General features: G+C 29.9%; 17 protein-coding genes. 13 read left to right on the top strand and 4 right to left on the bottom strand.

What is annotated here, in order from left to right; translation table 11 throughout:
• Nucleotides 1–8: 8 nt before the first annotated feature.
• Nucleotides 9–1475 (bottom strand): M14 metallopeptidase family protein, encoded by a 1467-nt coding sequence (locus Q0714_RS08730; protein WP_298264280.1) that lies wholly within the window; start codon nucleotides 1473–1475, stop codon nucleotides 9–11.
• Nucleotides 1476–1709: 234 nt separating this feature from the next.
• On the opposite strand from Q0714_RS08730, the gene Q0714_RS08725 reads away from it, so the two are divergent.
• The 4 genes from Q0714_RS08725 to Q0714_RS08710 are packed head-to-tail and all read left to right on the top strand — an operon-like array spanning nucleotide 1710 to nucleotide 5467.
• Nucleotides 1710–2732 (top strand): LD-carboxypeptidase, encoded by a 1023-nt coding sequence (locus tag Q0714_RS08725; RefSeq protein WP_298264279.1) that lies wholly within the window; start codon nucleotides 1710–1712, stop codon nucleotides 2730–2732.
• 26 nt (nucleotides 2733–2758) lie between these two features.
• On the top strand, nucleotides 2759–3772 hold the full coding sequence (locus Q0714_RS08720) for a dipeptide epimerase (protein WP_298264278.1): 1014 nt from the start codon (nucleotides 2759–2761) through the stop codon (nucleotides 3770–3772).
• Between the two features lie 2 nt (nucleotides 3773–3774).
• Complete coding sequence (locus Q0714_RS08715) at nucleotides 3775–4800, top strand: aminotransferase class I/II-fold pyridoxal phosphate-dependent enzyme (RefSeq protein ID WP_298264277.1); 1026 nt, start codon at nucleotides 3775–3777, stop codon at nucleotides 4798–4800.
• Nucleotides 4801–4810: 10 nt separating this feature from the next.
• Nucleotides 4811–5467 (top strand): peptidoglycan recognition family protein, encoded by a 657-nt coding sequence (locus tag Q0714_RS08710; protein ID WP_298264276.1) that lies wholly within the window; start codon nucleotides 4811–4813, stop codon nucleotides 5465–5467.
• A 102-nt stretch (nucleotides 5468–5569) separates the two neighbouring features.
• On the opposite strand, the gene Q0714_RS08705 is transcribed toward Q0714_RS08710, so the two are convergent.
• Nucleotides 5570–7054: a SusD/RagB family nutrient-binding outer membrane lipoprotein gene (locus Q0714_RS08705; protein ID WP_298264274.1), complete on the bottom strand. Its 1485-nt coding sequence runs from the start codon at nucleotides 7052–7054 to the stop codon at nucleotides 5570–5572.
• An 11-nt stretch (nucleotides 7055–7065) separates the two neighbouring features.
• Nucleotides 7066–10116 (bottom strand): SusC/RagA family TonB-linked outer membrane protein, encoded by a 3051-nt coding sequence (locus tag Q0714_RS08700; RefSeq protein ID WP_298264273.1) that lies wholly within the window; start codon nucleotides 10114–10116, stop codon nucleotides 7066–7068.
• Nucleotides 10117–10347: 231 nt separating this feature from the next.
• Between Q0714_RS08700 and Q0714_RS08695 the strand changes: the two genes are divergently transcribed.
• The 8 genes from Q0714_RS08695 to Q0714_RS08660 all read left to right on the top strand — a co-directional run bounded on the left by Q0714_RS08695 (nucleotide 10348) and on the right by Q0714_RS08660 (nucleotide 21966).
• A complete protein-coding gene (locus tag Q0714_RS08695; RefSeq protein ID WP_298264271.1) occupies nucleotides 10348–11097 on the top strand; it encodes a DeoR/GlpR family DNA-binding transcription regulator in 750 nt (249 codons plus the stop codon).
• A gap of 205 nt (nucleotides 11098–11302) precedes the next feature.
• Nucleotides 11303–12760, top strand: coding sequence for a sodium:solute symporter (locus Q0714_RS08690; protein WP_298264269.1), 1458 nt, complete (start codon nucleotides 11303–11305; stop codon nucleotides 12758–12760).
• Complete coding sequence (gene murQ, locus Q0714_RS08685) at nucleotides 12750–13571, top strand: N-acetylmuramic acid 6-phosphate etherase (RefSeq protein WP_298264268.1); 822 nt, start codon at nucleotides 12750–12752, stop codon at nucleotides 13569–13571. Before Q0714_RS08690 ends, murQ begins: the two co-directional genes overlap by 11 nt.
• 2 nt (nucleotides 13572–13573) lie before the next feature.
• On the top strand, nucleotides 13574–14638 hold the full coding sequence (locus Q0714_RS08680; protein ID WP_298264267.1) for an anhydro-N-acetylmuramic acid kinase: 1065 nt from the start codon (nucleotides 13574–13576) through the stop codon (nucleotides 14636–14638).
• A gap of 11 nt (nucleotides 14639–14649) precedes the next feature.
• Nucleotides 14650–17565, top strand: a complete 2916-nt coding sequence (locus Q0714_RS08675) for an FAD-binding and (Fe-S)-binding domain-containing protein (protein WP_298264265.1) — start codon at nucleotides 14650–14652, stop codon at nucleotides 17563–17565.
• Entirely contained in the window at nucleotides 17565–18578 is a 1014-nt protein-coding gene (locus Q0714_RS08670) for a dipeptide epimerase (RefSeq protein WP_298264264.1), read from the top strand. The genes Q0714_RS08675 and Q0714_RS08670 overlap by 1 nt, the downstream gene beginning before the upstream one ends.
• Nucleotides 18579–18591: 13 nt before the next feature.
• On the top strand, nucleotides 18592–21510 hold the full coding sequence (locus Q0714_RS08665) for a glycoside hydrolase family 3 N-terminal domain-containing protein (RefSeq protein ID WP_298264262.1): 2919 nt from the start codon (nucleotides 18592–18594) through the stop codon (nucleotides 21508–21510).
• Between the two features lie 222 nt (nucleotides 21511–21732).
• Entirely contained in the window at nucleotides 21733–21966 is a 234-nt protein-coding gene (locus Q0714_RS08660; protein ID WP_298264261.1) for a uroporphyrinogen decarboxylase, read from the top strand.
• A 16-nt stretch (nucleotides 21967–21982) separates the two neighbouring features.
• Here the strand turns inward: Q0714_RS08660 and Q0714_RS08655 are convergent, their stop codons facing one another.
• Nucleotides 21983–22672 (bottom strand): cell division ATP-binding protein FtsE, encoded by a 690-nt coding sequence (locus tag Q0714_RS08655; protein WP_298264260.1) that lies wholly within the window; start codon nucleotides 22670–22672, stop codon nucleotides 21983–21985.
• A gap of 203 nt (nucleotides 22673–22875) precedes the next feature.
• On the opposite strand from Q0714_RS08655, the gene Q0714_RS08650 reads away from it, so the two are divergent.
• Nucleotides 22876–25893 carry a tetratricopeptide repeat protein gene (locus Q0714_RS08650; RefSeq protein WP_298264259.1) on the top strand — a complete coding sequence of 1006 codons (3018 nt, stop codon included), beginning with the start codon at nucleotides 22876–22878 and terminating at the stop codon, nucleotides 25891–25893.
• Nucleotides 25894–25904: the final 11 nt, after the last annotated feature.

Below are 25904 nucleotides of genomic sequence, written 5' to 3'. Positions count from 1 at the left end.
TTTTATTGTTAATTTTTAAAAATCAACGCATTATTAAAATTATTTTGTTTGCTATTTAAATCAATTAAGAAGCCATTAATAATTGCATATTTAATTTTCCCATCCTTTTTTAACAAAAAAGTAGGATTTGCTCCTACGTTAATTTTTAATTCTGGAATTTTATACTCGCTTCCAATTAAATGAATAGGAGCTTTCAAATATTTTTTATCATCTGGTAAATCCTCGATTTTTAAATAAGTAACCCCCTTTTTTAAAAGCTGATAAATATCTAAATCCGACAAATCATCTATAGAATTTAAAGTTTTTGAATACACTTTTCCTTGCTCAATACTATATCCCTCTCCATTCAAGGTTTCGTATCCAAAAAATGTAGATAAATCACCTTGATCTATTATTCTACCTACATTATAAAAGCTAGAATAATTTTCATCATCAACTTCAAAACGATTGATCCCTAAATCAATAATATATTTTTTATCTAAAAGTTGATAGGTTACTCCTTGAATTTTTAAATCAAATAATTTACGATCATTTTGAGGGATTTTTTCATAATCTTCAACCGAAATATCTTTGTAAGTACCATTTGCAATGGTATAAATTGCTGCTAAAATAGAAACATAATTCAACTTTCTAATTTCTTGTTTTTCTATATCATTTTTATAACCTCCAGATTCTATTAAAATAGTACTTGTACCCCATTTTTGTATATTATCTCCAAAAGCTCTAGGCTCAAAATCATCATTGTATCTTCCAACTTGCCCTGACGCATATTTTTGAATAATTTGATTCATAAAAACAATAACCTTCATTGCATTTGCTCTAACTTCATTAATCTCTTTTTCATAATTATAAGCAGGTGCTAAATATGAAATAGTTGCTACTTTATCTGTACGTTCAGCATTGTAATAAATACTTTGGTCGTGTAAATTAAATCCGAAATTTGCTTTTAAGCTATCTCGAACATTTTTTAACGTTCTCCCTTCTGGGGATTGCAATCTTAAAGCATCTCTGTTTATATCAATTCCCAATGTATTTCGTCTTGTATATTTTTCAGCTCCATCAGGGTTTAACATCGGTAAAAAATGAAGGGTCAGCTTACTTAAAATGGCTTCTTTCTCTTCAGAAAAATCATTGCTATTTAAAAAATTGAAAATATCGAAAATGGCTTGTGTTGCCGTTGGTTCATCTCCATGCATTTGAGACCACAAAAAAACATTTATATTTCCTTTACCAACACTCACTAAATTTAAATTTCTACCTTCAATAGACTCCCCAACTTTTTTTACGGTATATTTTGAATCCTCTTTCAATTTATCAATCAGGGGCTTTATATTCTTATATTTTATCCTTCTATTTTTTAAACTAGATTCTTTATAATTTTCATAGGTTTCATACAAATTTGAAGTGAAATCAATATTTTGACTTGAAATACTTATAAAAAAAAGCATCATTATACTGGTAAAAGCTTGTTTCATATTTTTTTATTTTGGAATTTATTTATGACTTGAATCTCTATAAGAATTCAATAAAACCTGTTATAAAATTCAATTAACAATCAAATTTAAAACAATTTTACGGTTCAACAATTTAACTAATCATAAATTATTTAAATCTTAAAAAAACCATTATTTATAGGTGTTTTTTGTGTTTTTCAATTAGACTTTCAACAAGAAAAATCCTATATTTACATGAACACTTTTATTAAATTTATGAGACTATTTTTCTACTGTATCCTATTAATTTTTATGGTAAATGTGAGTTGTAAATCTAAACAACAAACACATTCCAATTTTACAAAAAATGAAACAACCCAAATAATAAAAAAACCGCCTTATCTTAAAAAAGGAGATACAGTAGTTATTATTTCTCCCGCTGGAAATTTATTTAACAAAAAAGCTGAAATTCAACAAGCAAAAAAATTACTTAACGGCTGGGGTTTAAATGTTGTTTTAGGAAAAAACATTTTTACACAAAACAATCAATTTGCTGGTACAGATAATGAACGTGCTTTAGACTTTCAAAAAGCTTTAGACAATCCAAACATAAAAGCTATTTGGTGTGCACGTGGCGGCTATGGTTCTGTAAGAATTTTGGATAAACTAGATTACAGTACTTTTATGAAACATCCTAAATGGATTATTGGATATTCGGACATAACAGCTTTTCATAATCAAATTCATAATTTAGGATTTGAAACTATTCATGCAATCATGGGAATTAGTTTGAATGAAAATTGTGAATTTTTAGAAGAAAATGCTACGTCACTGAAAAAGTCCCTTTTTGGCAATCAATTAGCTTACACTATAAAAAGTTCAGATTATAATAAATTAGGTGAAACCACTGGACAAATTGTTGGTGGAAATTTAACACTCTTACATACCATGCTAGGGTCAAAAACCAGTATTAACACGGATGGCAAAATTTTATTTTTTGAAGAAATTGGCGAATATGCTTACCATATAGACCGCATGTTACAAAGTCTAAAACGCGCCGGATATTTTGAAAATTGTAACGGTATTATTGTTGGAGACATTAGCAATGTTAAAAAAAACAGTACACATTGGGGAACATCTATAGAGCAACTTATTTTAGATGTTGTTAAAGAATACGATTTTCCAGTACTTTTTAATTTTCCAGCAGGTCATGAAGACATAAATCTAGCGCTTATTTTAGGGAGAACTATTGAGTTAAAAGTTAACAAAGATAATTCTACTGTTTTATTCAGAAAATAAAAAACCAACTATTAAATACTTACAATATGCAACTAATCTTAAAACCGTATAATTTAAAACTACGCCATACGTTCACTATTTCAAGAGAATCTTATGACATCCAACCAACACTTATCGTTGAATTAAAAGATGGTGAATATTCTGGGTATGGAGAAGCCACTTCTAATCCATATTACAACATTACCATTCCAAAAATGATAGATGATTTAACTTCATTAAAACCTTTAATTAAAGAAAACTCTCTTTTAACTCCAGAAGCTTTTTGGGATAAAATGTATCCGCACTTAAAACACGATATGTTCGCCTTATGTGGCTTAGATTTAGCTTTTAATGATTTATTTGCTAAAAAACAAGGAAAAAAACTATATGAGTTATGGAACTATGACATCAGTAAAAACCCATTAACTGATTATACCATTGGAATTGATTCAATTGAGAAAATGGTAGCTAAAATGAAAGAAGTTCCTTGGCCAATTTATAAAATAAAACTTGGTACAAAAGAAGATATAAAAATAATTGAAGAGTTACGTAAACATACCAATGCAGTTTTTAGAGTTGATGCTAACTGCGGTTGGACGGTTGAAGAAACTATAAAAAATTCAATTCAACTCAAAAAACTAGGAGTTGAATTTATTGAACAGCCTCTTAAAGCTGACGAATGGGATGACCATAAAGAAGTTTACTCAAAATCTGTATTACCCATTATAGCAGATGAAAGCTGTCAAATTGAAGAAGATGTTTTAAAATGTCACAATCACTTTCATGGTGTAAATGTTAAATTGGTAAAATGCGGTGGCTTAACTTCTGCTAAAAGAATGCTTATTGAAGCTAAAGAATTAAACATGAAAACTATGGTTGGTTGTATGACAGAATCATCTGTTGGAATTTCTGCAATAGCGCATTTATTACCATTATTAGATTATGTAGATATGGATGGTGCCATGTTATTAGCTGAAGACATTGCTACAGGAGTTACTATTAAAGATGGAATTATAAAATACAGTGATTTAAACGGAACTGGAATTACTTTAACAACATAATAATGAAAGTTAATGAATTTCCAAACAGAAAAATTTCTGTAAACAACGAACCTTATTTATATTTTGGAGGAACTTCATATTTAGGAATGGCTTCTAATACAGAATTTCAAAAAAACATTTTTGAAGGTTTAAAAAAATGGGGAACATTTTATGGAAGCTCAAGAAACGCCAATATAAAATTAGCCATTTATGAAGAAGCGGAAAATTACTTCTCCAATTTCTTAGGAAGTGAAGACAGCCTTACTACTTCTTCTGGAACTTTAGCTGGTAAAATGGTTATTGATTATTTATCTAAAACCACTCAGAAATTCTTTCATTATCCAAAAACCCATCCTGCGGTTTTACATCCTAATAGTTTGCCTTTATTTTTAAATGGGAAATTACATCCTCTTTTACAAAATGATATTTCAGAAGATATTGTAATTACAGTTGATGCCATATTAGCACTGGAAACACAACCTACATCATTTGATTTTTTAGATGCTATTTCACCACAAAAAAAAATAACTTTAGTTATTGATGAATCACATAGTTTAGGCATTATTGGCAAACATGGTAGAGGGATTTTTTCTTCAATAAATTCTAATAAATTAAATCGGAAAATTTTAATATCATCCTTAGGAAAAGCTTTTGGTATTTCAGGCGGAATTATTGCTTCTGATAAGCATTTCATTAAAGCAATTAGTGCTGAGCCTATTTTTATATCGTCATCTGGAGCAAATCCAGCTTATTTAGAGGCTTTTCTTAAAAGTAATAATCTTTATAAAAATCAGCGAAAAAAGCTTTTTAATAACTTAGACTTTTTAGAAAACGCTTTAAAACCCAACGACAACAACAACTATCAATTCAATAAAAAATACCCTGTAATTTATTCAACAAGTGATGTATTACATGAAAAGTTATTACAAAACAACATTATTATCGCTAGATTTAAATATCCTACTTATGAAAGCTATATGAATAGAATTGTAATTACAGCAAACCACACCAAAAATGATTTAAAAAAACTATCTAATTTAATTAATTAAAACTATTATAATGAAACATTATTTCCTGCTTTTCACTTCAATTCTACTTATTTCCTGTTCTGTTAAAACAAAAATAGTAGACAAACCTATTACCTTTGATAAAGAAAGAGAAGCCTTAACGCTCCAATATCTATCGGAAAGATATGACATCAATAATGGAACAACTAAAATTACTCCAAAAATGATTGTATTGCATTGGACTGCCATTCCTAGTTTAGAAAATACTTTTAAAGCTTTTGAAAAAAGTAAAATTACTAATAGCAGACCTGACATTAAGAGTTCTGGTGCTTTAAATGTTTCCTCTCAATTTGTAGTTGACCAAGACGGTACTATTTATAGATTAATGCCCGAAACTACAATGGCTAGGCATGTAATTGGACTTAATCATTGTGCTATAGGAATTGAAAATGTTGGAGGAACAAAAGATGCTCCACTTACTAAAGCTCAATTAAAATCTAACATTAAATTAGTAAAATATTTAGCTTCAAAATACGATATTGATTATGTGATTGGTCATTATGAATACACCAATTTTGTAAATCATGAACTTTGGTTAGAAAAAGATCCAAATTATAGAACTAAAAAAACAGATCCTGGAAAAGAGTTTTTAACAGCTGTTAAAGAAGCTACTAAAAATTTAAATTTTAAACCAACACCTCAAAAATAAGCAATTCTTTACTTCAAACTCTATTAATAATTTAAAAAAAACCGTCTAAAAATTTCTTTTTAGACGGTTTTTTCAAATAATTATTAAAAACTCAACTCTACTTTATTCTGCAGTATTCCACCAGACTGGTGTAGTTAATCTAACATATGGATCATTATTAGGCATATTTTCATAGTTTCTATCTTCCTCATTGTATTCATACATCATTGCTTGAATCCAATCATTTTCATTAGGGAAAATATCAAGGTTTACATTTTCAGGACGCTGTAACCCATGATAAATATCAGAACTATAATCCATTCTTCTCATATCTACCCAAGTTTCAGGGTTTAAAACATTAGCAATATATTTTTGAACCATAATATGAGACAGTTCAATATTAGTCTCTCCAACTTCATCATCTAACAAATCCATATAAATACTTGTAGATCCTGCATCCACTCCTAATTTTTCGAAATCAGCTTGAACTCCCATTTTAAAAGCTGTATAAGCACCTGCCTTATCACCTTTTCTAAGTCTAGCTTCAGCTTCAATAAATTTTACTTCACTGAAGTTAATCATATCTGTAGTTGAATTTGGACTCGTATAAAAACCGCCATTTCCTAAAGAATAATCATCTCCAGAATTACCATCTAAACCTCTCCCAGTTACAACACCTTGATAACCTCCATTTACTGCTTCTGGAACAATAATAGTCAAACGAGGATCCCAGTCAGCCCCTTCTAAGTTTAGTGGGTTTTTTAATAATTTCACAAAGAAATCAGAAAAATAATCCATTCTTGAAGAACCATAACCTCCAACTGCAAAAGGCTGTATATCATTTGATACTGGTCCTCCACCATAAGTTTTTTGAGCATTTAATGCATTTGAACTTATTGCTAATTGACATGCTGCAATAACAGCATCAGGATCATAAGATGATTTTTTACTTAAATGATTTAGGTATCTAGCTTTTATAGCATATGCAAATTTTTTCCATTTTTCATGGTCTCCTTGATACAATACATCTCCACCTTCTTCGTTTAAATCAATCTCACTTGATTTATCCAAATCAGCAATTGCTTCATCTAAATAATTAAAAATAGCTTCATAAACCTCTTTTTGAGTTCTAAATTTAGGTGTTATATTCATAGAAGACTCACCATCATAGGTTTCATCCAATACAATATCTCCATATTGATCTGTAGTCATTCCTAAAATATACGCTCGTAAAATTTTACCAACTGCTACAAAATTTGGAGCATTATCTCTCTTACCTAAAACAATTAAATCGGCTGTATTAGGAAGCGAATACACGTACGCATTTTGCCATAAAAAATAACGTCCTGTAGTTAAAGAAGAACTCCAAGTTTCAGAGTAATAGTTAGTTACATTTTGCGAACCATATTGAGTAATTCCTAAAACTTCTCTACTTCCTCTATATTGAGCTTGAGCTGTTGTATTTTCAATTGCCCCTTGAATTCTAAATTGTGGAGGCAGTGAAGATGTTGTTGGCTTTGTTTCAGAACCATTTACATCAAAATAGTCATCACCACATGAAGTTGCTATGACTGCTAAAAATAGTATTAAATATTTATATAATTTCATAATTTTAATTTTTAGAATCTAACTTTTAAACCTAAATCGAATCCTTGAACATTAGGCGTTCCTAAATTATCTATAGACATTGACCCTGCACCAGCTATTCCAGCACCAAAAGTATTCACTTCAGGATCTACTCCGCTATAGTTTGTGATGGTAAATAAATTTCTACCAGTTGCAAAAAGCTCTACAGAAGATAAAGCTGTTTTATCAAGTATTTTCTTTGGAAGCTTATAACTTAGCGTAACATATCTCAATCTTGCAAATGAACCATCTTCAATAAAATTTTCTGTATTTCTATAATAATAATCTCTATAAAAAGCTTGGTCCATAGCTACTGGAACTGTGTTTACAGCACCATTCACATCAACTCCCGGCAATACTATTGTTTCATTTCTATTAAGAGTTTGTTTGCTTAAACCGTAATAAACCAAAGCAGATTCTGTTGCATTATAAACATCAACTCCTTGAACAATATCTAGCAAAAATGATAATTGAAAATCTTTATAACTTAACGTATTAGAAATACCTAAGGTCCAATCTGGCATACGAGTTACATCATCATAAGTTTCTACAACAAGTGTTGGCAATCCATTTGAATTAATAACCACATCTCCATTTTCATTTCTTTGAGGTCTATACCCTCTTAAACCAAATAAAGAGCCATCTAATATTGCTGCTCCTGCAGCGGTTGCATTAAATGTCCAAGAATCTGATAAATAAACTTCATTTAAGAAACCTGGAAGCTCATTTACCTCACTTTTATTCATTCCAAAATTAAAATCAACATTCCATTTAAAATCCGAAGTGTACGGCAATACTTTAAATGAAACTAAAGCTTCAAAACCTCTATTTGTAATAGCTCCACCGTTAAGTGTAGCATAAAACGTACCTGTTGTTGGAGGGACTCTAATATCTCTTAGTATCTGATTTTCTGACTTACTTGTATAATATGTTAAATCTAAACCAATTCTACTTTCAAACAAACGCATATCCACACCTACTTCAAAACTATTTGTGAATTCTGGTTCAAGATTTGGATTTCCTACATCTACTCCATTCCAAGTGTAAGCAGAACTTGCCAATGAATTTATATTGGTTGAAAGAGAACTTTCTAAAGCTCCAATTGGGGCATCTTTCCCAACTTTGGCCCAAGTAGATCTGAATTGCAAATAACTTAAACCGTTAGAAGATGTAATATCATTACCCGCATTTTTAAATAAATCAGTTACAACAGCTGAAACACCAACTGATGGATAGAAAAATGATCTTTTATCTTTTGGTAAAGTAGAGGACCAGTCATTTCTTCCAGTAGCAGTCAAAAATAATGCGTTTTGCCATCCTAATTTTAACTCACCAAAAACACCTACCATTCGCTTTCTTGTAATTCCTTCACTAATAATTTGATCTTCAATTTTCACATTTCCAATACTATAAATTCCTGGAGCCTGAAAACCATTCCCTCTAGTGTAAGTTGTTCTTATATCCAATTCATCAACAGAATTCCCCAACAAAGCATTGATTGAAAAATCTTCGGTTAACTGTTTCTCATAGGTTATTAATAAATTTGAATTTAAACGTTTATTATCTCTTTCATATTGACTAATATAACCATCTTCTCTATTATCAATTAACGATCCATCTCCAGTTATTTTTTTATTAAATTGAGTAAAATTATCAATCCCTAATTTATAAGAGATGTTAAAATCTTTTAAAAATTTGTAATTTAAATTAATAGCTCCTATTAAACGATTAACCTCATCTGTATTTGGACTATATTTAATACTCCAATACGGGTTATCAAATTGCTGATCTAAAAAGAAACTTTTTTGAGAATTATCTGAATTCAAGTAATCAGAAGCATCAACATTTGCAGGATAACCTAGTAAACTTAAAAAACTACTTCCTGATGCGTTTCCTTGTTTTGTACTATTTGTTTTAGTAGTAATATAATTTGCAGTTACACCAAGTGTTAAATTATTATTGATGACTGATGAAGTATTTATTCTAAAAGATGTTTTGTCGTAACTTGTGCTTTTAATTGTTCCATCTTGTGAAACATCACCTATAGAAAAATAAATATTACTTTTTTCATTTCCTCCAGAATAACTTAAGGTATGATTTGAAGTAATGGCAGTATCATAAAAATCTTTAATATTATTAAAAACCGGAGATCCTGCTGTACTATTTCCCCAGGAAAGTGGAGAATCTGTATTAATAGTAGTACCTGTACTGCCTACAATTTGCTCTCCTTGACCATAAAGAGTCTGTACATCTGGAGTACCAATAATATTATCTACAGATACAGAACCAGAATATGTAACTACGCTAGAACCTTCTTTACCTTTTTTAGTAGTAATAATTACCGCCCCCTCCGCTGCTTGAATACCATAAAGAGCTGCGGCTGCAGGACCTTTTAGAACAGAAATACTTTCAATATCTTCTGGATTAATATCCGAAGCTCTATTTGCACTTGCTACCTCTAAACTTGAACTAGTTGAATTATCAATAGGAAGACCATCTACAATAAATAATGGTTGGTTATTTCCAGTAATTGAAGAACCTCCCCTAATCATGATGATGGCTGATGAACCAGGAGCTCCTCCAGAGTTTACCACAGTAACACCAGATACTTTTCCTTGCAATCCATTTACCATACTTGTTTGATTACCTTCTAAAAGTGCCTCAGCTTTGACAGCTTGCACAGCATATCCAAGAGATTTTCTTTCTTTTTTAATTCCCAATGCAGTAATCACAACCTCATCAAGGCTTTCCCCTGCATTTAAAGATACATTAATAATATTAGAGGTCACTTCAATTTCCTGCGTTGTGAAACCTACGTACGAAAAAATTAAAACAGCACCTTTAGGAGCTTTAATTTCATATTTTCCGTCAAAATCAGTGATACTTCCAGTATTTGTACCTTTAATTTGTACGCTAGCGCCCGGCAAAGGAAGATTGTCAGCGTTGGATTTAACCACTCCAGTTACAGTTATAGATTGTGCAAACAAAATTTGAACAAAAAATACCATTAGAATAGTTAAAAAATGATAATAGTTTTTTTTCATGATGTGTTAATTTAAAATCAATTTAATAACAAATATATTTATTTTTTTGAATAAATACGCATAAAAACGCTTTAAATATGCATTTTCACTCAAATAATCTACGCAAAATGAATATAAACGTAGTGAAACACTTGAAAACATTCACTTTTTATTAATAAAAAAATAAAAGATATTCCATATAAACAAAAAAGTTGCATATTTGTAGTTACTTTTGCTTAATAAATTAATAACATGCTAAAAGAAGAAAGACACCACTATATATTAGACAAAATAAAATTAAACAGAAAAGTACTCTCCTCAAATCTTAGTACCGAACTACATGTTTCTGAAGACACTATAAGAAGAGACCTTAATGAACTATCTCTAAACGGATTAATTAAAAAAGTTCATGGTGGAGCTTTACCTATAGATAATAAAGCCCCTTCATATGAAGAGCGAAGCAACTACAACCTTGAGGAAAAAAATATCATTGCCAAAAAAGCAGTTAAATTAATAAAAGAAGGTCAAGTAATCATTATGAGTGGAAGCACCACAAACCTTCAGTTAGCAAAAATCATACCCTCAGATATTAACGCAACTATTTACACATACAGCCTGCCAATTGCTATTCAACTCACCGAACACCCATCAATAGAAATTATTTTTATAGGAGGTAAATTAAACAAACCCGCCCAAGTTACCGTTGGATTAGATGTAGTGGCATCCATATCACAACTAAGAGCAGATTTATGTTTTATGGGTACTGGAGGTATCGATATCATCAAAGGAATGACAGAGCCAAATTGGGAAGTATCTCATATAAAAAAGAGCATGATTGAAGCTAGTGACCAAGTCATTGTTCTTTGCACTAATAATAAAATCAATGAAGTGAAAAGATATCCAGTTATACCAATTAACAATATCAACACCATTGTTACAGATATCAAACCAGATAGCCAAATACTACAACCTTACCAAGAAAAGGGTATAAATATCTTATAAAATACATACTTTTTGCGTTTTTTTGCTTTTTTAACACTTGAATTATGCTTTTTTTTATTTTTTTTTAAGTGAGATTAAAAAAAATAAACTAAATTTGATTCTTAAACATGTTATTTAAAATAATAGTTTAAAAACAAATTATCATTCCAAACATTAAAGTTAAATTTAGATTTTAAAAAATTTACTTAACCCTTAAATCACACTAATGAGTGCTACACTAATTTTAATCATTATTGCTTCCTATTTTGGAATACTCATGCTAATTTCTCATATTATTTCAAAAAATTCTAGCGACGCTTCATTTTATACTGGTGATAGAAAATCTCCATGGCAGGTTGTAGCCTTTGGGATGATAGGAGCTGTAATGTCTGGAGTTACATTTGTATCAATACCAGGAATGGTTGGCACCAATTATTTTTACTATTTACAATTTGTTTTTGGAAATGTAGTAGGCTATGTTTTTATTACATATGTACTATTACCTATTTACTACGATTTAAAATTAATTTCAATATATACATATCTTGAAACTAGATTTGGTGTTAAAACTTATAAAACAGGCTCCTTATTTTTTTTAATTTCACAATCATTTGGTGCAGCACTTCGCTTATTACTTGCGGCAAAAATATTACAATTTGCAGTATTTGATGCTTTTAATGTTCCTTTCTACATTACCGTAATCTTAATTTTAATACTCATTTGGTTTTACACCCATAAATCTGGTATTAAAACTATTGTATGGACAGATACATTACAAACATTCTTTTTAATTTTAGCAGCAATAATTTCAATTTATGTAGTAAAAAGTTCTTTAAATTTAAATTTTACCGAAACAATTACTGCTGTAACCAACCACAAATATTTTAAAGTTTTTGATTGGGATTTTAATTCTGGAAGCAATTTTTATAAACAATTTATTTCGGGGTTTTTAATTGCTGTGGCAATGATTGGGTTAGATCAAAATATGATGCAAAAAACGCTTACTTGTAAAAATAAAAAAGAAGCTCAAAATAACATTTTAACTTTTAGTTTAATTTTAGCTGTAACTCAATTTCTTTTTTTAGGATTAGGCGTAATGCTATACTTATATGCTGAAAAATTTGGCATTCAACTAGAAACTTTAAATGGAAAATTTATAAATACTGATGATTTATTCCCTATGCTATCTCTTAATCATTTTGGAATTATTGCTAGCATTAGTTTTATTTTAGGAATAACGGCGGCTTCATTTTCAAGTGTCGATTCTTCATTAACGGCTTTAACCACTTCTTTTACACATGACTTTTTAGACATTCAACATAAAAATTCAAAAGATAAAAAACGATTAAAAAATCGAGTATTACTAGGCTTTTCAATAGTTATTTTTACAATAATTATGCTGTTTTCTGAAAGTAAAGGAGATGTAATTTCAACTATTTTCAAAGTAGCTGGTTATACTTACGGTCCGCTATTAGGTTTGTATTTATTTGGTATTTTTACAAAAATTAAAATAAAAGACGCAGCAGTACCTTTTATTTGTGTTTTAATGCCATTACTAACTTACTATTTAAACCACATATTCATTACAAAATTCTCTTTTGATTTAGGATTTATGAATATTCTAGTAAATGCACTTTTAACAATATTAAGTTTAATTATTGTAACAACTAAAAATGAAAAATAAACCAACAACAGAACAACCATCCAATTACAATAATCTTGAAAAAATGAGCACTTTTGAGCTCCTTTCAAATATCAATACAGAAGATAAATCTGTTCCAAAAGCCATAGAAAAAGTAATTCCTTCCATAGAAAAGCTTATAGATAGTATACATTCTAAAATGAAAAACGGAGGAAGATTATTTTACATTGGTGCTGGTACAAGCGGTAGGCTTGGAGTTCTAGATGCTTCTGAATGCCCACCAACCTACGGAGTATCTGACAATTGGGTAATAGGATTAATTGCTGGTGGTGATTCTGCCCTTAGAAAAGCGGTTGAAAATGCTGAAGATGACACAACATTGGCTTGGAAAGATTTACAAAACTATCATATTTCAGATAAAGATGTATTAATTGGCATTGCAGCATCTGGAACCACTCCATACGTTATTGGAGGGCTTAAAAAAGCTAACGAAAATAACATTGTTACTGGGTGTATTGTTTGTAATGAAAATAGTCCAGTTGCTGAAGTAGTTGATTTTCCTATTGAAATTGTAGTTGGCCCTGAATTTGTTACCGGAAGTACAAGAATGAAAGCTGGCACAGCTCAAAAGTTGGTCTTGAATATGATTTCTACCTCAGTAATGATTAAACTTGGCAGAGTAAAAGATAATAAAATGGTTCACATGCAATTATCAAATACTAAATTAGTAAATCGTGGCATTCTTATGTTAATGGATGAACTTCATATCAATCAAGAGCTAGCAACCTCATTACTTGAAGAGTATAAAAGTGTTAAAAATGTATTAGACAACTATAAAAGTAAATTTTCATAATCATGAAAAATAACACAAAGTATTGTATTGGTGTTATGAGTGGCACTTCATTAGACGGTATTGATGTTGCCTACATAAAATTAAATTTTGACACTTCTTATCAATTCGAAATAATGAAAGCTACTACTATTCCTTACCAGCAGGAGTGGAAATCAGTTTTAAAAAATGGGTTTCATTTATCAGGAGAAGCTCTAACAAAACTCGATGCCGATTATGGTATTTTTTTAGGCAATATTTTAAAAAAATTTATTGAAAGTAATGATATTAAACAATTAGATTTTATAGCTTCACACGGACATACAATTTTTCATAACCCAGCAGAAAATTACACACTTCAAATAGGTAATGGCCCTTATATCAATAAAATTACAGGAATAAAAACCATTTGTAATTTTAGAGTTCAAGACATTGCTTTAGGTGGGCAAGGAGCTCCATTAGTCCCAATTGGAGATATGCTTTTATTTTCTAAATATGATTATTGCTTAAACTTAGGCGGTTTTTCAAATATTTCAATGAATAAGAATAACCAACGAATTGCTTTTGATATTTGCCCAGTAAATATTGTTTTAAATCATTATGTAAATTCATTAAACCTTGAATATGATGAAAATGGTGAAATTGCGTCAAAAGGAAATATAGATACAACTTTATTAAACGAGCTAAATTCCTTGCCATTTTATAACGACTCTAAACCAAAATCTTTGGGTTATGAGTTTATTTTAGAAACAATTTTCCCTATTATAAACAAATACAACCTCGAAATAAAGGATATTTTAAGAACTTTTGTAGAACATATTGCTCAACAAATAGCTAAAAAAATTGCCTCAGATTCTTCAAAAAAAATGTTAATTACTGGAGGTGGTGCCTACAACGGTTTTCTTATTAAAAGGTTACAAGCCCATACAAAAACTCAATTAATAATTCCTAACGATAGTATTATTAATTATAAAGAAGCTTTAGTTTTTGCCTTGTTGGGTTATTTAAAAAATGAAGGAAAAAACAACTGCTTAAAAAGTGTTACAGGAGCGAGTAAAGATCATAGTAGTGGAATAATTTATACTTCTTAAAAACCAATTTTATGTCTACCAAAACAATAGACTTAAACCCATTAGCAAATTTATTATCAGGAGAGGTTTTTCTTGACAATTTACATAAAAGTATCTATGCTACCGATGCCTCAGTTTATAGAAAAATACCTTTAGGGGTTGCCTATCCCAAAAACAATGACGACATTAAAACGCTTATTAAATTTGCTTCAGAAAATAATATCACTTTAATCCCTAGAGCCGCTGGGACTTCATTAGCAGGACAATGTGTTGGAGATGGTTTGGTTGTAGATACATCAAAACATTTCACAAATATTTTAGCTTTTGATGAACATGCTAAAACAGTTACTGTTCAATCTGGAGTAATAAGAGACGAATTAAACGATTTCTTAAAACCCTACGGATTATTTTTTGGCCCGAACACCTCAACAAGTAATCGTTGTATGATTGGTGGAATGGTTGGCAACAATTCATCTGGAACAACCTCAATAAAATACGGTGTTACAAGAGATAAAGTACTTGAATTAAAAACAATTTTAAGCGATGGTTCTGAAGTTACTTTTAATGAATTAACCTCTCAACAATTTCAACAAAAACAACTTGGAAATTCTTTAGAAAGTAACATATATAAGGCTGTTTTTAATGAATTATCCAATAAAGAAAATCAACAAGAAATTATAAATCAATTTCCTAAAAAAAACATCCACCGAAGAAACAATGGTTATCCTATTGATGAACTATTAAACTACGAAGGTTTTGGAGGTCAAAATAAAACCATCAACTTAGCAACACTATTAACCGGAAGCGAAGGAACATTAGCATTTACTACTGAAATAACTTTAAAGTTAGACCCATTACCTCCTTCAAAAAACATTATGATTGCAGCTCACTTTAGCAGTATCCAAGAGAGCATGGAAGCTGTTGTTATTGCAATGAAACATAATTTATTTACGTGTGAACTAATGGACAAAACTATTTTAGATTGCACAAAAAATAATCGAGAACAACTTAAAAACAGGTTCTTTGTTGAAGGTGATCCAAAAGCTATTTTAATGTTAGAAATCTGCACTAATTCTGAAGAGGAATCCAATAAAAAAGCAGATGAGTTAATTAACGATTTAAAAGCTAAAAATTTAGGTTATGCATTTCCTAAATTAGTTAATAATGACATTGATAAGGCTGTAAACTTAAGAAAAGCTGGATTAGGGTTATTAGGAAATATGGTTGGTGACAATAAAACCGTAGCTTGTATTGAAGATACTGCTGTTGAAGTAAAAGATTTACCTAATTACATTTCAGAATTCACTGAAATGATGAAAACCTTTGGGCAAGAAGCTGTGTATTACGCCCATGCTGGTGCTGGTGAATTACATTTACGTCCAATCCTTAATTTAAAAAAGAAAGAAGATGTGGTTTTGTTTAGAGAAATAACTTCTAAAACTGCCCATTTAGTAAAAAAATATGGAGGATCATTTAGTGGTGAACACGGTGATGGAATTGTAAGAGCTGAATTTATTCCTCAAATGATTGGAGAAAAAAATTATGAGCTTCTAAAACGCATAAAACACACTTTTGATCCTCATAACATCTTCAATAAAGGTAAAATTGTAGATCCATTTCCAATGGATGAAAGTTTACGATATCAAGCCGATAGGACAGAACCTATAATTGAAACTATTCAAGATTTTTCAGATAGTTTAGGAATTCTAAGAGCTACCGAAAAGTGTAACGGTTCAGGCGATTGTAGAAAGCTTCCAGAAGCTGGTGGAACCATGTGCCCAAGTTACAGAGCCACCAAAAATGAAAAAGATACAACACGTGCAAGAGCAAATGCCCTACGCGAATTTTTAACAAATTCAGAAAAACAAAACAAATTTAACCACAAAGAGTTATACGATGTTTTCGACTTATGCTTAAGTTGTAAAGCATGCGCCAGTGAATGTCCGAGTAATGTAGATGTTGCTGCCTTAAAAGCAGAGTTTTTACATCAATATTACAAAGAAAATGGTGTGCCATTTAGAACAAAGATGTTTGCAGATAATGTTAAATGGAATAAATTAGGAAGTCTAACACCCACATTTACCAATCTAGTATTAAATACAACACTCACAAAAAAAATAATGGGAATTGCCACCCAAAGAAGCATTCCTAAATTAGCTAAAACAACCGTTTACAGTTGGTATAAACGAAACAAAAAAAGATTACTTTCTCAGCCTGTAAAATTTGGAGAAATCTTTTTATTTGTGGATGAGTTTACAAATTATTACGACGCTAATATTGGTATTGACACCATTGAATTATTAACAGAACTTGGCTATAAAGTAACCATTACAAAACACGAAGAAAGTGGAAGAAGTTTTATTTCAAAAGGAATTTTAGACAAAGCAAAAGAAAAGGCAGATTTCAATGTTGATTTTTTTAAAGCTAAGATAACTAATAGCAAACCTCTTGTTGGAATAGAACCATCAGCAATTTTATCATTTAGAGATGAATATTTAAGATTGGCTGATGATAAAAATGCTGCTAAAGAAATTTCAAAAAACACTTTTACCATTGAAGAGTTTATAAAAAGAGAATTTGAAAAAAACAACATTTCTTCTGAAAGCTTTACTGCAAAAACAGCAACGTTAAAAATTCACGGTCATTGTCAACAAAAATCATTAAGTAGCACAGAACCTACTTTTAAAATGTTATCAATTCCAAAAAATTATAGTGTTACTATCTTAAATTCAGGATGTTGTGGTATGGCAGGCTCTTTTGGCTATGAAAAAGAACATTATCAGATAAGCATGCAGGTTGGAGAAGACACCTTATTTCCAAAGATAAGAAATGCTGTTAAAGAAACCATTATAGCAGCTTCAGGAACAAGTTGTAGGCACCAAATTAAAGATGGTACAAATGTCAATTCTAAACACCCAGTTACAATTTTAAAAGAAGCTTTATTATAATGAAACTAATTATTCACACTTATAAATTAAAGCTAAAGCACCCATTTACAATATCAAGAGGAACAAGAACAGAAATTCCTTCCATAATTGTAGAACTTTCTCACAATGGTAAATCGGGTTTTGGAGAAGCGACCGCAAATCCTTACTACAATACAACTGTAGAAAAATTTGAAGAAGAACTTATTGAAAAACATAAAACTATTGAAGTTTTTTCCAATCAAACTCCAGAAGAATATTGGACATATCTACTTCCCCATTTTGCAAATAATATGTTCTTATTATGCGCTTTAGATGAAGCTTATACAGATTTATATACTCGTTTACAAAATCTAAAACTTTACCAGTATTGGAGTTTAAAACTTGAAAACCTTCCTCAAACTAATTATACCATTGGAATTGATTCTATTGAAAAAATGACTTCTAAAATGAAGGAAGTCCCTTGGCCAATTTATAAAATTAAATTAGGCACTAAAGATGATATTCAGATTGTAACAGAATTAAGAAAACATTCAAATTCAGTTTTCAGAATTGATGCAAATTGTGGTTGGGAAGTTACAGAAACTGTAAAAAACTCTGTTGAATTAAAAAAACTAGGTGTCGAATTTATTGAACAACCGCTTCCAGCAGATAATTGGAAAGGCTCGAAAGTTGTTTACGAAAATTCACATTTACCAATTATAGCAGATGAAAGCTGCATTATTGAAACTGATGTTGAAAAATGTTACAATCACTTTCATGGAGTTAATGTTAAATTAATGAAATGTGGTGGCTTAACTCCTGCAAAAAGAATGATTACCAAAGCTAAATCTTTAGGCTTAAAAACTATGGTGGGTTGTATGACAGAATCTTCTGTAGGCATTTCAGCAATTGCACATCTAACACCATTATTAGATTATGTAGATATGGATGGAGCACTATTACTTAAAAATGATATTGCTAAAGGAGTTACATTAAATAATGGAAACATTGTATTTTCTAAATTAAACGGAACTGGAGTTCTATTAAACAAATAAAATCTAAGTTAAAATGAAAAAAATAATATTTGCAAGTCTATTCCTATTACTCGCTAAAAGCTACGGACAACAAATTGACCCTTTACTAACTACTGATGTTGAGAATCAAGAAAAGTGGGTTGAAAGCACTATGAATAAATTAAGCTTAGATGAAAAAATTGGTCAGCTTTTTATGATTCAAGCATATTCAAATAAAGATAGAAAACATAAAGCCTACATAAAAAAAATGATTAAAAAATACCATGTTGGTGGCTTAATTTTTATGCAAGGAACTCCAGAAAAACAAGCACAATTAACAAATTACTATCAATCAACTTCAAATATCCCTTTATTAATTGGTTTTGATGGTGAATGGGGTTTAAATATGCGCTTAAAAAATTCCTTTAGATATCCTTGGAATATGACTTTAGGTGCTGTTCAAAATAATAAATTAATTGAACAGTTTGGTGAACGATTAGGAGAACATTGTAAAAGAATTGGAATCCATATTAATTTTGCTCCAGTAGTTGATATCAATACCAATCCTGCAAACCCAATTATTGGAAATCGTTCTTTTGGTGAAAACAAATATAATGTAAGTCAAAAATCAATTGCATTTACCAATGGAATGCAACGCAAAGGTGTTTTAGCAAATGCGAAACATTTTCCTGGTCATGGTGATACTTCAACAGATTCGCATAAAACACTTCCCTTTTTAGATTTTAATTTAGACAGACTAGAATCTATAGAATTATTTCCATATAAAGAATTGTTTAAAACCAATTTGGCTAGTGTTATGGTAGCACATTTAAACGTGCCTTCTCTAGAGCCTAAAAAAGGAGTTCCAACTTCAATTTCATATAAAGTGATTACTGAACTTTTAAAAGAAAAAATGGGATATAATGGACTTATTTTTACCGATGCTTTAAATATGAAAGGTGCTGCTAATTATGCAAAACCAGGTGATATTGATTTAGCTGCCTTTTTAGCTGGTAACGATATGTTATTAATTCCTGAAGATGTTAAAGTAGCTGTAAAAAAGCTAAAAGCTGCGCTTAAAAATAAACTTTTTACAGAAGAACGACTTGACGAATCTGTTAGAAAAATTTTAAAAGCTAAATACTGGGCTGGGTTGAACAACTTTAAGCCTATAAATGAAAATGGCATACAAGAAGATATCATTACTGTAAAAGATCAATTACTTTATAATACTTTAATGAAAGAAGCCATAACGCTTGTTCAAAATAAAAAAGCTATTCTACCTATAAAAGAACTAACTAATAATAAGATTGCATATGTAAAACTAGGTGATTCTGACAATGCTGATTTTACAACTACCTTAAAAAAGTACACGCAAGTTGATATAATTTCTGAAGAAAATTTAACAGTATTACTGCAAAAATTAAAACCTTATACAACCGTTATTATTGGCTATCATAAATCCAATGAAAATCCTTGGAAAAGTTTTAAAATGACAAAAAAAGAGCTTACTTGGTTACAAGAAATCTCTAAAAATAACAGCGTTGTCCTTGATGTTTTCGCTAGTCCATATACCCTTTTAGATATTCAAGATTTTAGCCATATTGATGCAGTTTTAGTTTCCTATCAAAATAGTAAAGCATCTCAAGAAATTTCTGCTCAAATGATTTTTGGAGCATTAGAAATAAAAGGAAAATTACCGGTTTCGATAAATCAAGTTTTTCCTGAAGGAACTGGAATAACTACTTCCAATTTAATGAGACTATCTTACAGCATCCCAGAAGAAGTAGATATGGACAGTAAATTACTTTCTAAAATTGATTCTCTAACAACTATGGTTGTTGATTCTACAATGGCACCTGGCGGACAAGTATTAGTAGCTCGTTATGGAAAAGTAGTTTATCATAAAAGTTTTGGTTATCATACTTATGACAAAAAACAACCCGTAAAATTAACCGATTTATATGATTTAGCTTCGGTAACAAAAATTTTAGGTGGTCTTCCAATGATAATGAAAGGCGAAGAAATGGGTTTATTTAATTTAGAAACTACTCTTGGTGAATTTTTACCATATTTAAAAGGCTCTAATAAAGATACTATTACTTTTAAAGAAGCTTTATCTCATGTGGGTAAAATAAGACCATGGATACCATATTATTTAGAAACCGTTGATAGTATTTCAAAAGTTCCTTTTAAGAACTTATATAGATCAACTAAAAGTGATGAATTTTCAATTAAAGTTGCTGAAAATTTATTTTTAATTAATTCTTATACCGACTCTATTTACAAGAAAATAGCTGAAGCCCCTCAAAGAAAAACTGAAGGGTATAAATACAGTGGACTTATTTTTTACTTGTTTAAAAAATACATTAAAAATACATTTCATAAAGAAATGGATGTGTTAAATAATGAAAATTTCTATATGCCTTTGGGTTCAAATTCATTAGGATACAATCCATTAGAAAAATTTAGCCCTACTGAAATAGCTCCTACTGAAATTGATGATTATTACAGGCATCAAACTTTAAGAGGCGATGTTCATGACATGGGTGCAGCAATGATGAATGGAGTTAGTGGAAACGCAGGATTATTTTCAAATTCTAATGATGTTGCCAAAATGATGCAAATGTATTTACAAAAGGGGTTTTATGGTGGCAAAAGATACTTTGAAAGTAAAACTATTGATAAATTTAACCACCGATATTATGAAAATGACAGTATAAGAAGAGGGCTTGGTTTTGACAAACCTAGCTTAGATCCAGAAATTAAAGCAAGTAGTAAATATGCTTCTGCTAATAGCTTTGGGCATAGTGGATTTACGGGAACATTTGCTTGGGCTGATCCAGACAATGGCATTTTATATGTATTTTTATCCAATAGAGTTTACCCTGTTATGAGTAATAATAAACTTGGAGAGAAAGATATCCGTTCTGAAATTCATAACCTAATTTACGAAGCAATTCAAAGAAATTAAACTATTAATGGATCCTAAAGTGAGCAGAAATTTTACAATCTTTTTAACATTTTTTTTATTGGTTTTGTAAAATAATTTGTATATTTGCATCGGTAAGTGGTAACACTTGCCAATCTTTTTCATAGCAATTTTCCTCACTCATCTTGAGTGAGGTTTCTTTTTTATAGACTTTTCCTTAGTTTATTTATAAGTATATTTGTCGACTTAATTAAAATTAATTATATGATTTTTGGAATTTCAATTACAGAGTGGGTGGGATATTTAGCTTCTTTAGCTTTAATTATTTCTTTTATGATGAAAAATGTAAATACCTTAAGAGTGATAAATTCTATTGGAGCTATTTTGTTTGTAATTTACGGATTTATGCTTGCAATTTCTTGGCCTATTATAATTACCAATACTTTTATTCTACTTGTAAATTTTTACTACCTCTTTTTTAAAAGAAAAACCGATTAAATTAATTTTGTTGTTTTTAAACTGACGTTTTTTGCTGTACCACTTCAAATAATTCACCACCTTCACATTTAATTGTTTTGTATGGAAATTTTAATATTAACGCATAATCATGGGTAGCCATTAAAATTGTTTTACCACTATCGTGAATTTCTTTTAATACATTCATTACATCTACAGAAGTTGAGGGATCTAGATTCCCTGTAGGCTCATCTGCCAAAATTAAATCTGGATCATTTAACAAGGCTCTTGCAATAGCTACTCTTTGTTGTTCTCCTCCAGATAATTGAAATGGCATTTTAAAATCTTTAGTTTCCATTCCTACTTTTGAAAGTACTTCTTTAATTTTAGATGCAATTTTATTTTGATCTTTCCAGCCGGTAGCTTTAAGTACAAATTTTAAATTTTCAAAAACACTTCGGTCGTTTAATAATTTAAAATCTTGAAAAACAATTCCTAACTTTCTTCTTAAAAAAGGAATTTCTTTTTCTTTTAAAGTATTTAAATTAAATCCTACAATACTACCTGTCCCCTTTTCTAAAGGCAAATCGCCATACAAGGTTTTCATTAAACTACTTTTTCCACTTCCAGTTTTCCCAATTAAATAAACAAACTCTCCTCTATTTATTTGTAAGTTTACATTAGATAAAACTAAATTTTCTCTTTGAAAAATTTCTGCACTTTGTAAAGAAAGTATTGCTTCAGCCATAGAATTGTAGATTTTTAACAAAACTAACCATTTAAATGTTAAGTTTCAACTTGTACATAATTAATTCTTAAACTTCCTAAAAACTATAGAAAAGGTATAATTATTGTTATAACTTTTGAATAAATATTTTAGACCTATAATGCAATTTCGTAGATTTTTTGCGTTATTACACTATAGTTTTAAACTTTCAATTTTTGCAAATTATGAATTATAGAAAAGCTGTTCTACCATTTTTATTAGTATTTGTAACACATTTTATAACCGCTCAAAAAACTGATATTTACACCAATTCTCTTTCTGAATACAATCATGCTATTGAGCTTTATCAAAACAAAGCTTATGTAGCTGCTCAACATAAATTCAACAACATTAAAGGTAAATTCGATAACTCTTCAGAGTTAAAAGCTAATTGTGAATATTATGCCGCTAATTGTGCTGTGAGGCTGGGTCAACGAAACTCGGATGATTTAATGCAAAAATTTGTTGATAAATACCCTACAAGTACCAAAAGAAATAGTGCTTTTATTGATGTAGCCGATTACTATTTTAAAATTGCAAAGTATTCTTACGCAGCAAAATGGTACAAACGTGTAAATACAACCAATTTATCTCTAAAAAAAGAAGAAGAATACAATTTCAAATACGGATATTCTTTATTTGCAACCAAAAATTATTCTGAAGCCAAAGAGCATTTCTTAAGTTTATTAGACTCTCAAGAATATGGTGCTCAAGCAAAATATTATTACGGATATATAGCTTACAATAATGATGATTATGCTACTGCAGACAAATATTTAGGAGAAGTAGTTGAGGATAACTCTTATAAAACAGATGTTTCCTATTATTTAGCTGATATGAATTTTAAACTTGGAAAATTTGAAAAAGCTATAGAAAACGGATTACCATTGTTAAAAAAATCAAGAGGAATTGAACATTCTGAAATTTCAAAAATAGTGGGTGAAAGTTATTTTAACCTTCAAAAATATAAAGAAGCCATTCCGCATCTAAAAAATTACAAAGGTAAAAGAGGAAAATGGACAAATACTGATTTTTACTTATTAGGTTACGCCTATTACAAACAAAACGACTTTGAAAATGCTGTTAATAATTTTAATAAAATAATTAATGGAACTAATATGGTAGCACAAAATGCATACTACCATTTAGCTGAATGTTATTTGAAACTTGATAAAAAAGCTGAAGCATTGAACGCTTTTAGAAATGCAGCGCAAATGACGTTTAAACCTGAAATTCAAAAAGATGCTTGGTTAAACTATGCTAAATTAAGCTATGAAATTGGAAACCCTTATAAAAGTGTGCCTGAAGTATTACAAGAATACATTGAGTTGTACCCAAATTCTTCTCATAAAGATGAAATTAACGAGCTTATCATTAGTGCTTACATAACTTCAAAAGATTACAAAGGCGCACTAGTCTTTTTAAAAAATAAAAAAAGCTCCAAAGAACGTACTCTATTTCAAAAAGTTGCTTTTTACAGAGGTGCCGAATTGTTTGCTGAAGGAAATTATGATTTAGCAAAAGAAAATTTTGAAAACTCACTTTCAATTCCATTGGATGCAACTACCACTGCAAAAGCAATGTACTGGAAAGGAGAATCTAATTACAGATTGAATAATTTTATAAGTGCCATAAATGATTTTAAATCTTTTAAAGCCAACTCTGAAGCTCAAAACCTACCAGAATATGACTTATTAAATTATAATATGGCTTATGCCTACTTTAAACAAAAAGAGTACACTAATGCCATCACTGCTTTTAAACAATATACCAGTAAAAGCTCTAATGATGAAGTTCGTTTAAATGACAGTTACTTGAGAATTGCTGATAGTTATTTTGTAACTAGAAATTATTCGAATGCTATAAATTATTACAATAAAGCTATTGATGCTAACGGAATAGATACCGATTATGCACAATTTCAAAAAGCTATCAGTTATGGTCTTGTTGGAAACTCCAATGCTAAAATTAATGAATTAGTAGCTTTTTTAAACAAACATGGAAGATCTACCTATAGAGATGACGCATTTTACGTATTAGGAAATTCCTATATTGAAAAAGGTCAAAATCAATTAGCTATAGAAAGTTTTGATCAATTAATTTCCAACTTTAGAAGAAGTCCATTGGTTTCAAAAGCTATGCTTAAAAAAGGGTTGATTTACTATAATACAGATCAAAATGAACAAGCCTTAACAACCTATAAAAATGTTGTGAAAAGATTTCCAAATACCGCCGAAGCAAAACAAGCCGTAAAAAATACTCGTCAAATTTATGTTGATTTAGGAAGAGTGGACGAATATGCCTCTTGGGTTAAAAATATAGACTTTATAAATGTTTCTGATGCTGAGTTGGATAATGACATGTACGAATCAGCAGAAAAACAATTTCTACAAAACAATCATAAAAAAGCCATTACTAGTTTTTCAAAATACCTTCAAAATTTTCCAAATGGAATTCATCATTTAAAAGCTAATTTTTACTTAGCTCAATCTTATTTTTCGGAAAAAGAACACCTTAAAGCTATTCCATACTATAGTTTTATTGTGCAACAAGAACAAAATGAATTTACAGAAAAGTCTTTAGAAAACTTATCACTAATTCATTTAGAAAATAATGATTGGACCAAAGCCATTCCAGTATTAGAACGTTTAGAAACAGAAGCAAACTCGCCTCAAACCATTACTTTCGCACAATCCAACTTAATGAAAGGTTATTATGCCAATGAAAATTATACAAAAGCTGAAAATTATGCGGAGTTAGTATTACAAAACTCGAAGTTAGAAGATCGTATAAAATCTGATGCACATATAATTATTGCGCGATCAGCCATAAAAACGAAAAATGAAAATAAAGCCAGAAGTGCCTACAAACAAGTAGAAAGTATAGCTTCAGGAGAGCTAAAAGCTGAAGCCCTTTATTACAGTGCTTACTTTGAAAATAAAGATGGTAGCTATAGAGTATCCAACCAAATAATTCAGAAAATTGCCGCTGATTATGCCGCATATAAATATTGGGCTGCAAAAGGTTTAATTATTATGGCAACAAATTATTATGAATTAAAAGATGCCTACCAAGCTACTTATATTTTAGAAAGTGTTCTCAAAAATTTCTCAGAATTTGACGATGTAGTTGAAGAAGCTACCACAGAATTAAATAGAATAAAAAAGGAAGAAGCAAAAACAAATGAGTCTGTAAAAAATTAAAGTTTTTCTAC

Origin of the sequence: uncultured Lutibacter sp. (assembly GCF_947493565.1) — a bacterium.
Classification (GTDB): domain Bacteria; phylum Bacteroidota; class Bacteroidia; order Flavobacteriales; family Flavobacteriaceae; genus Lutibacter; species Lutibacter aestuarii.
Note: the sequence above shows the minus strand (reverse complement) of the source record. Positions and strands in the feature narration are given on the sequence as shown.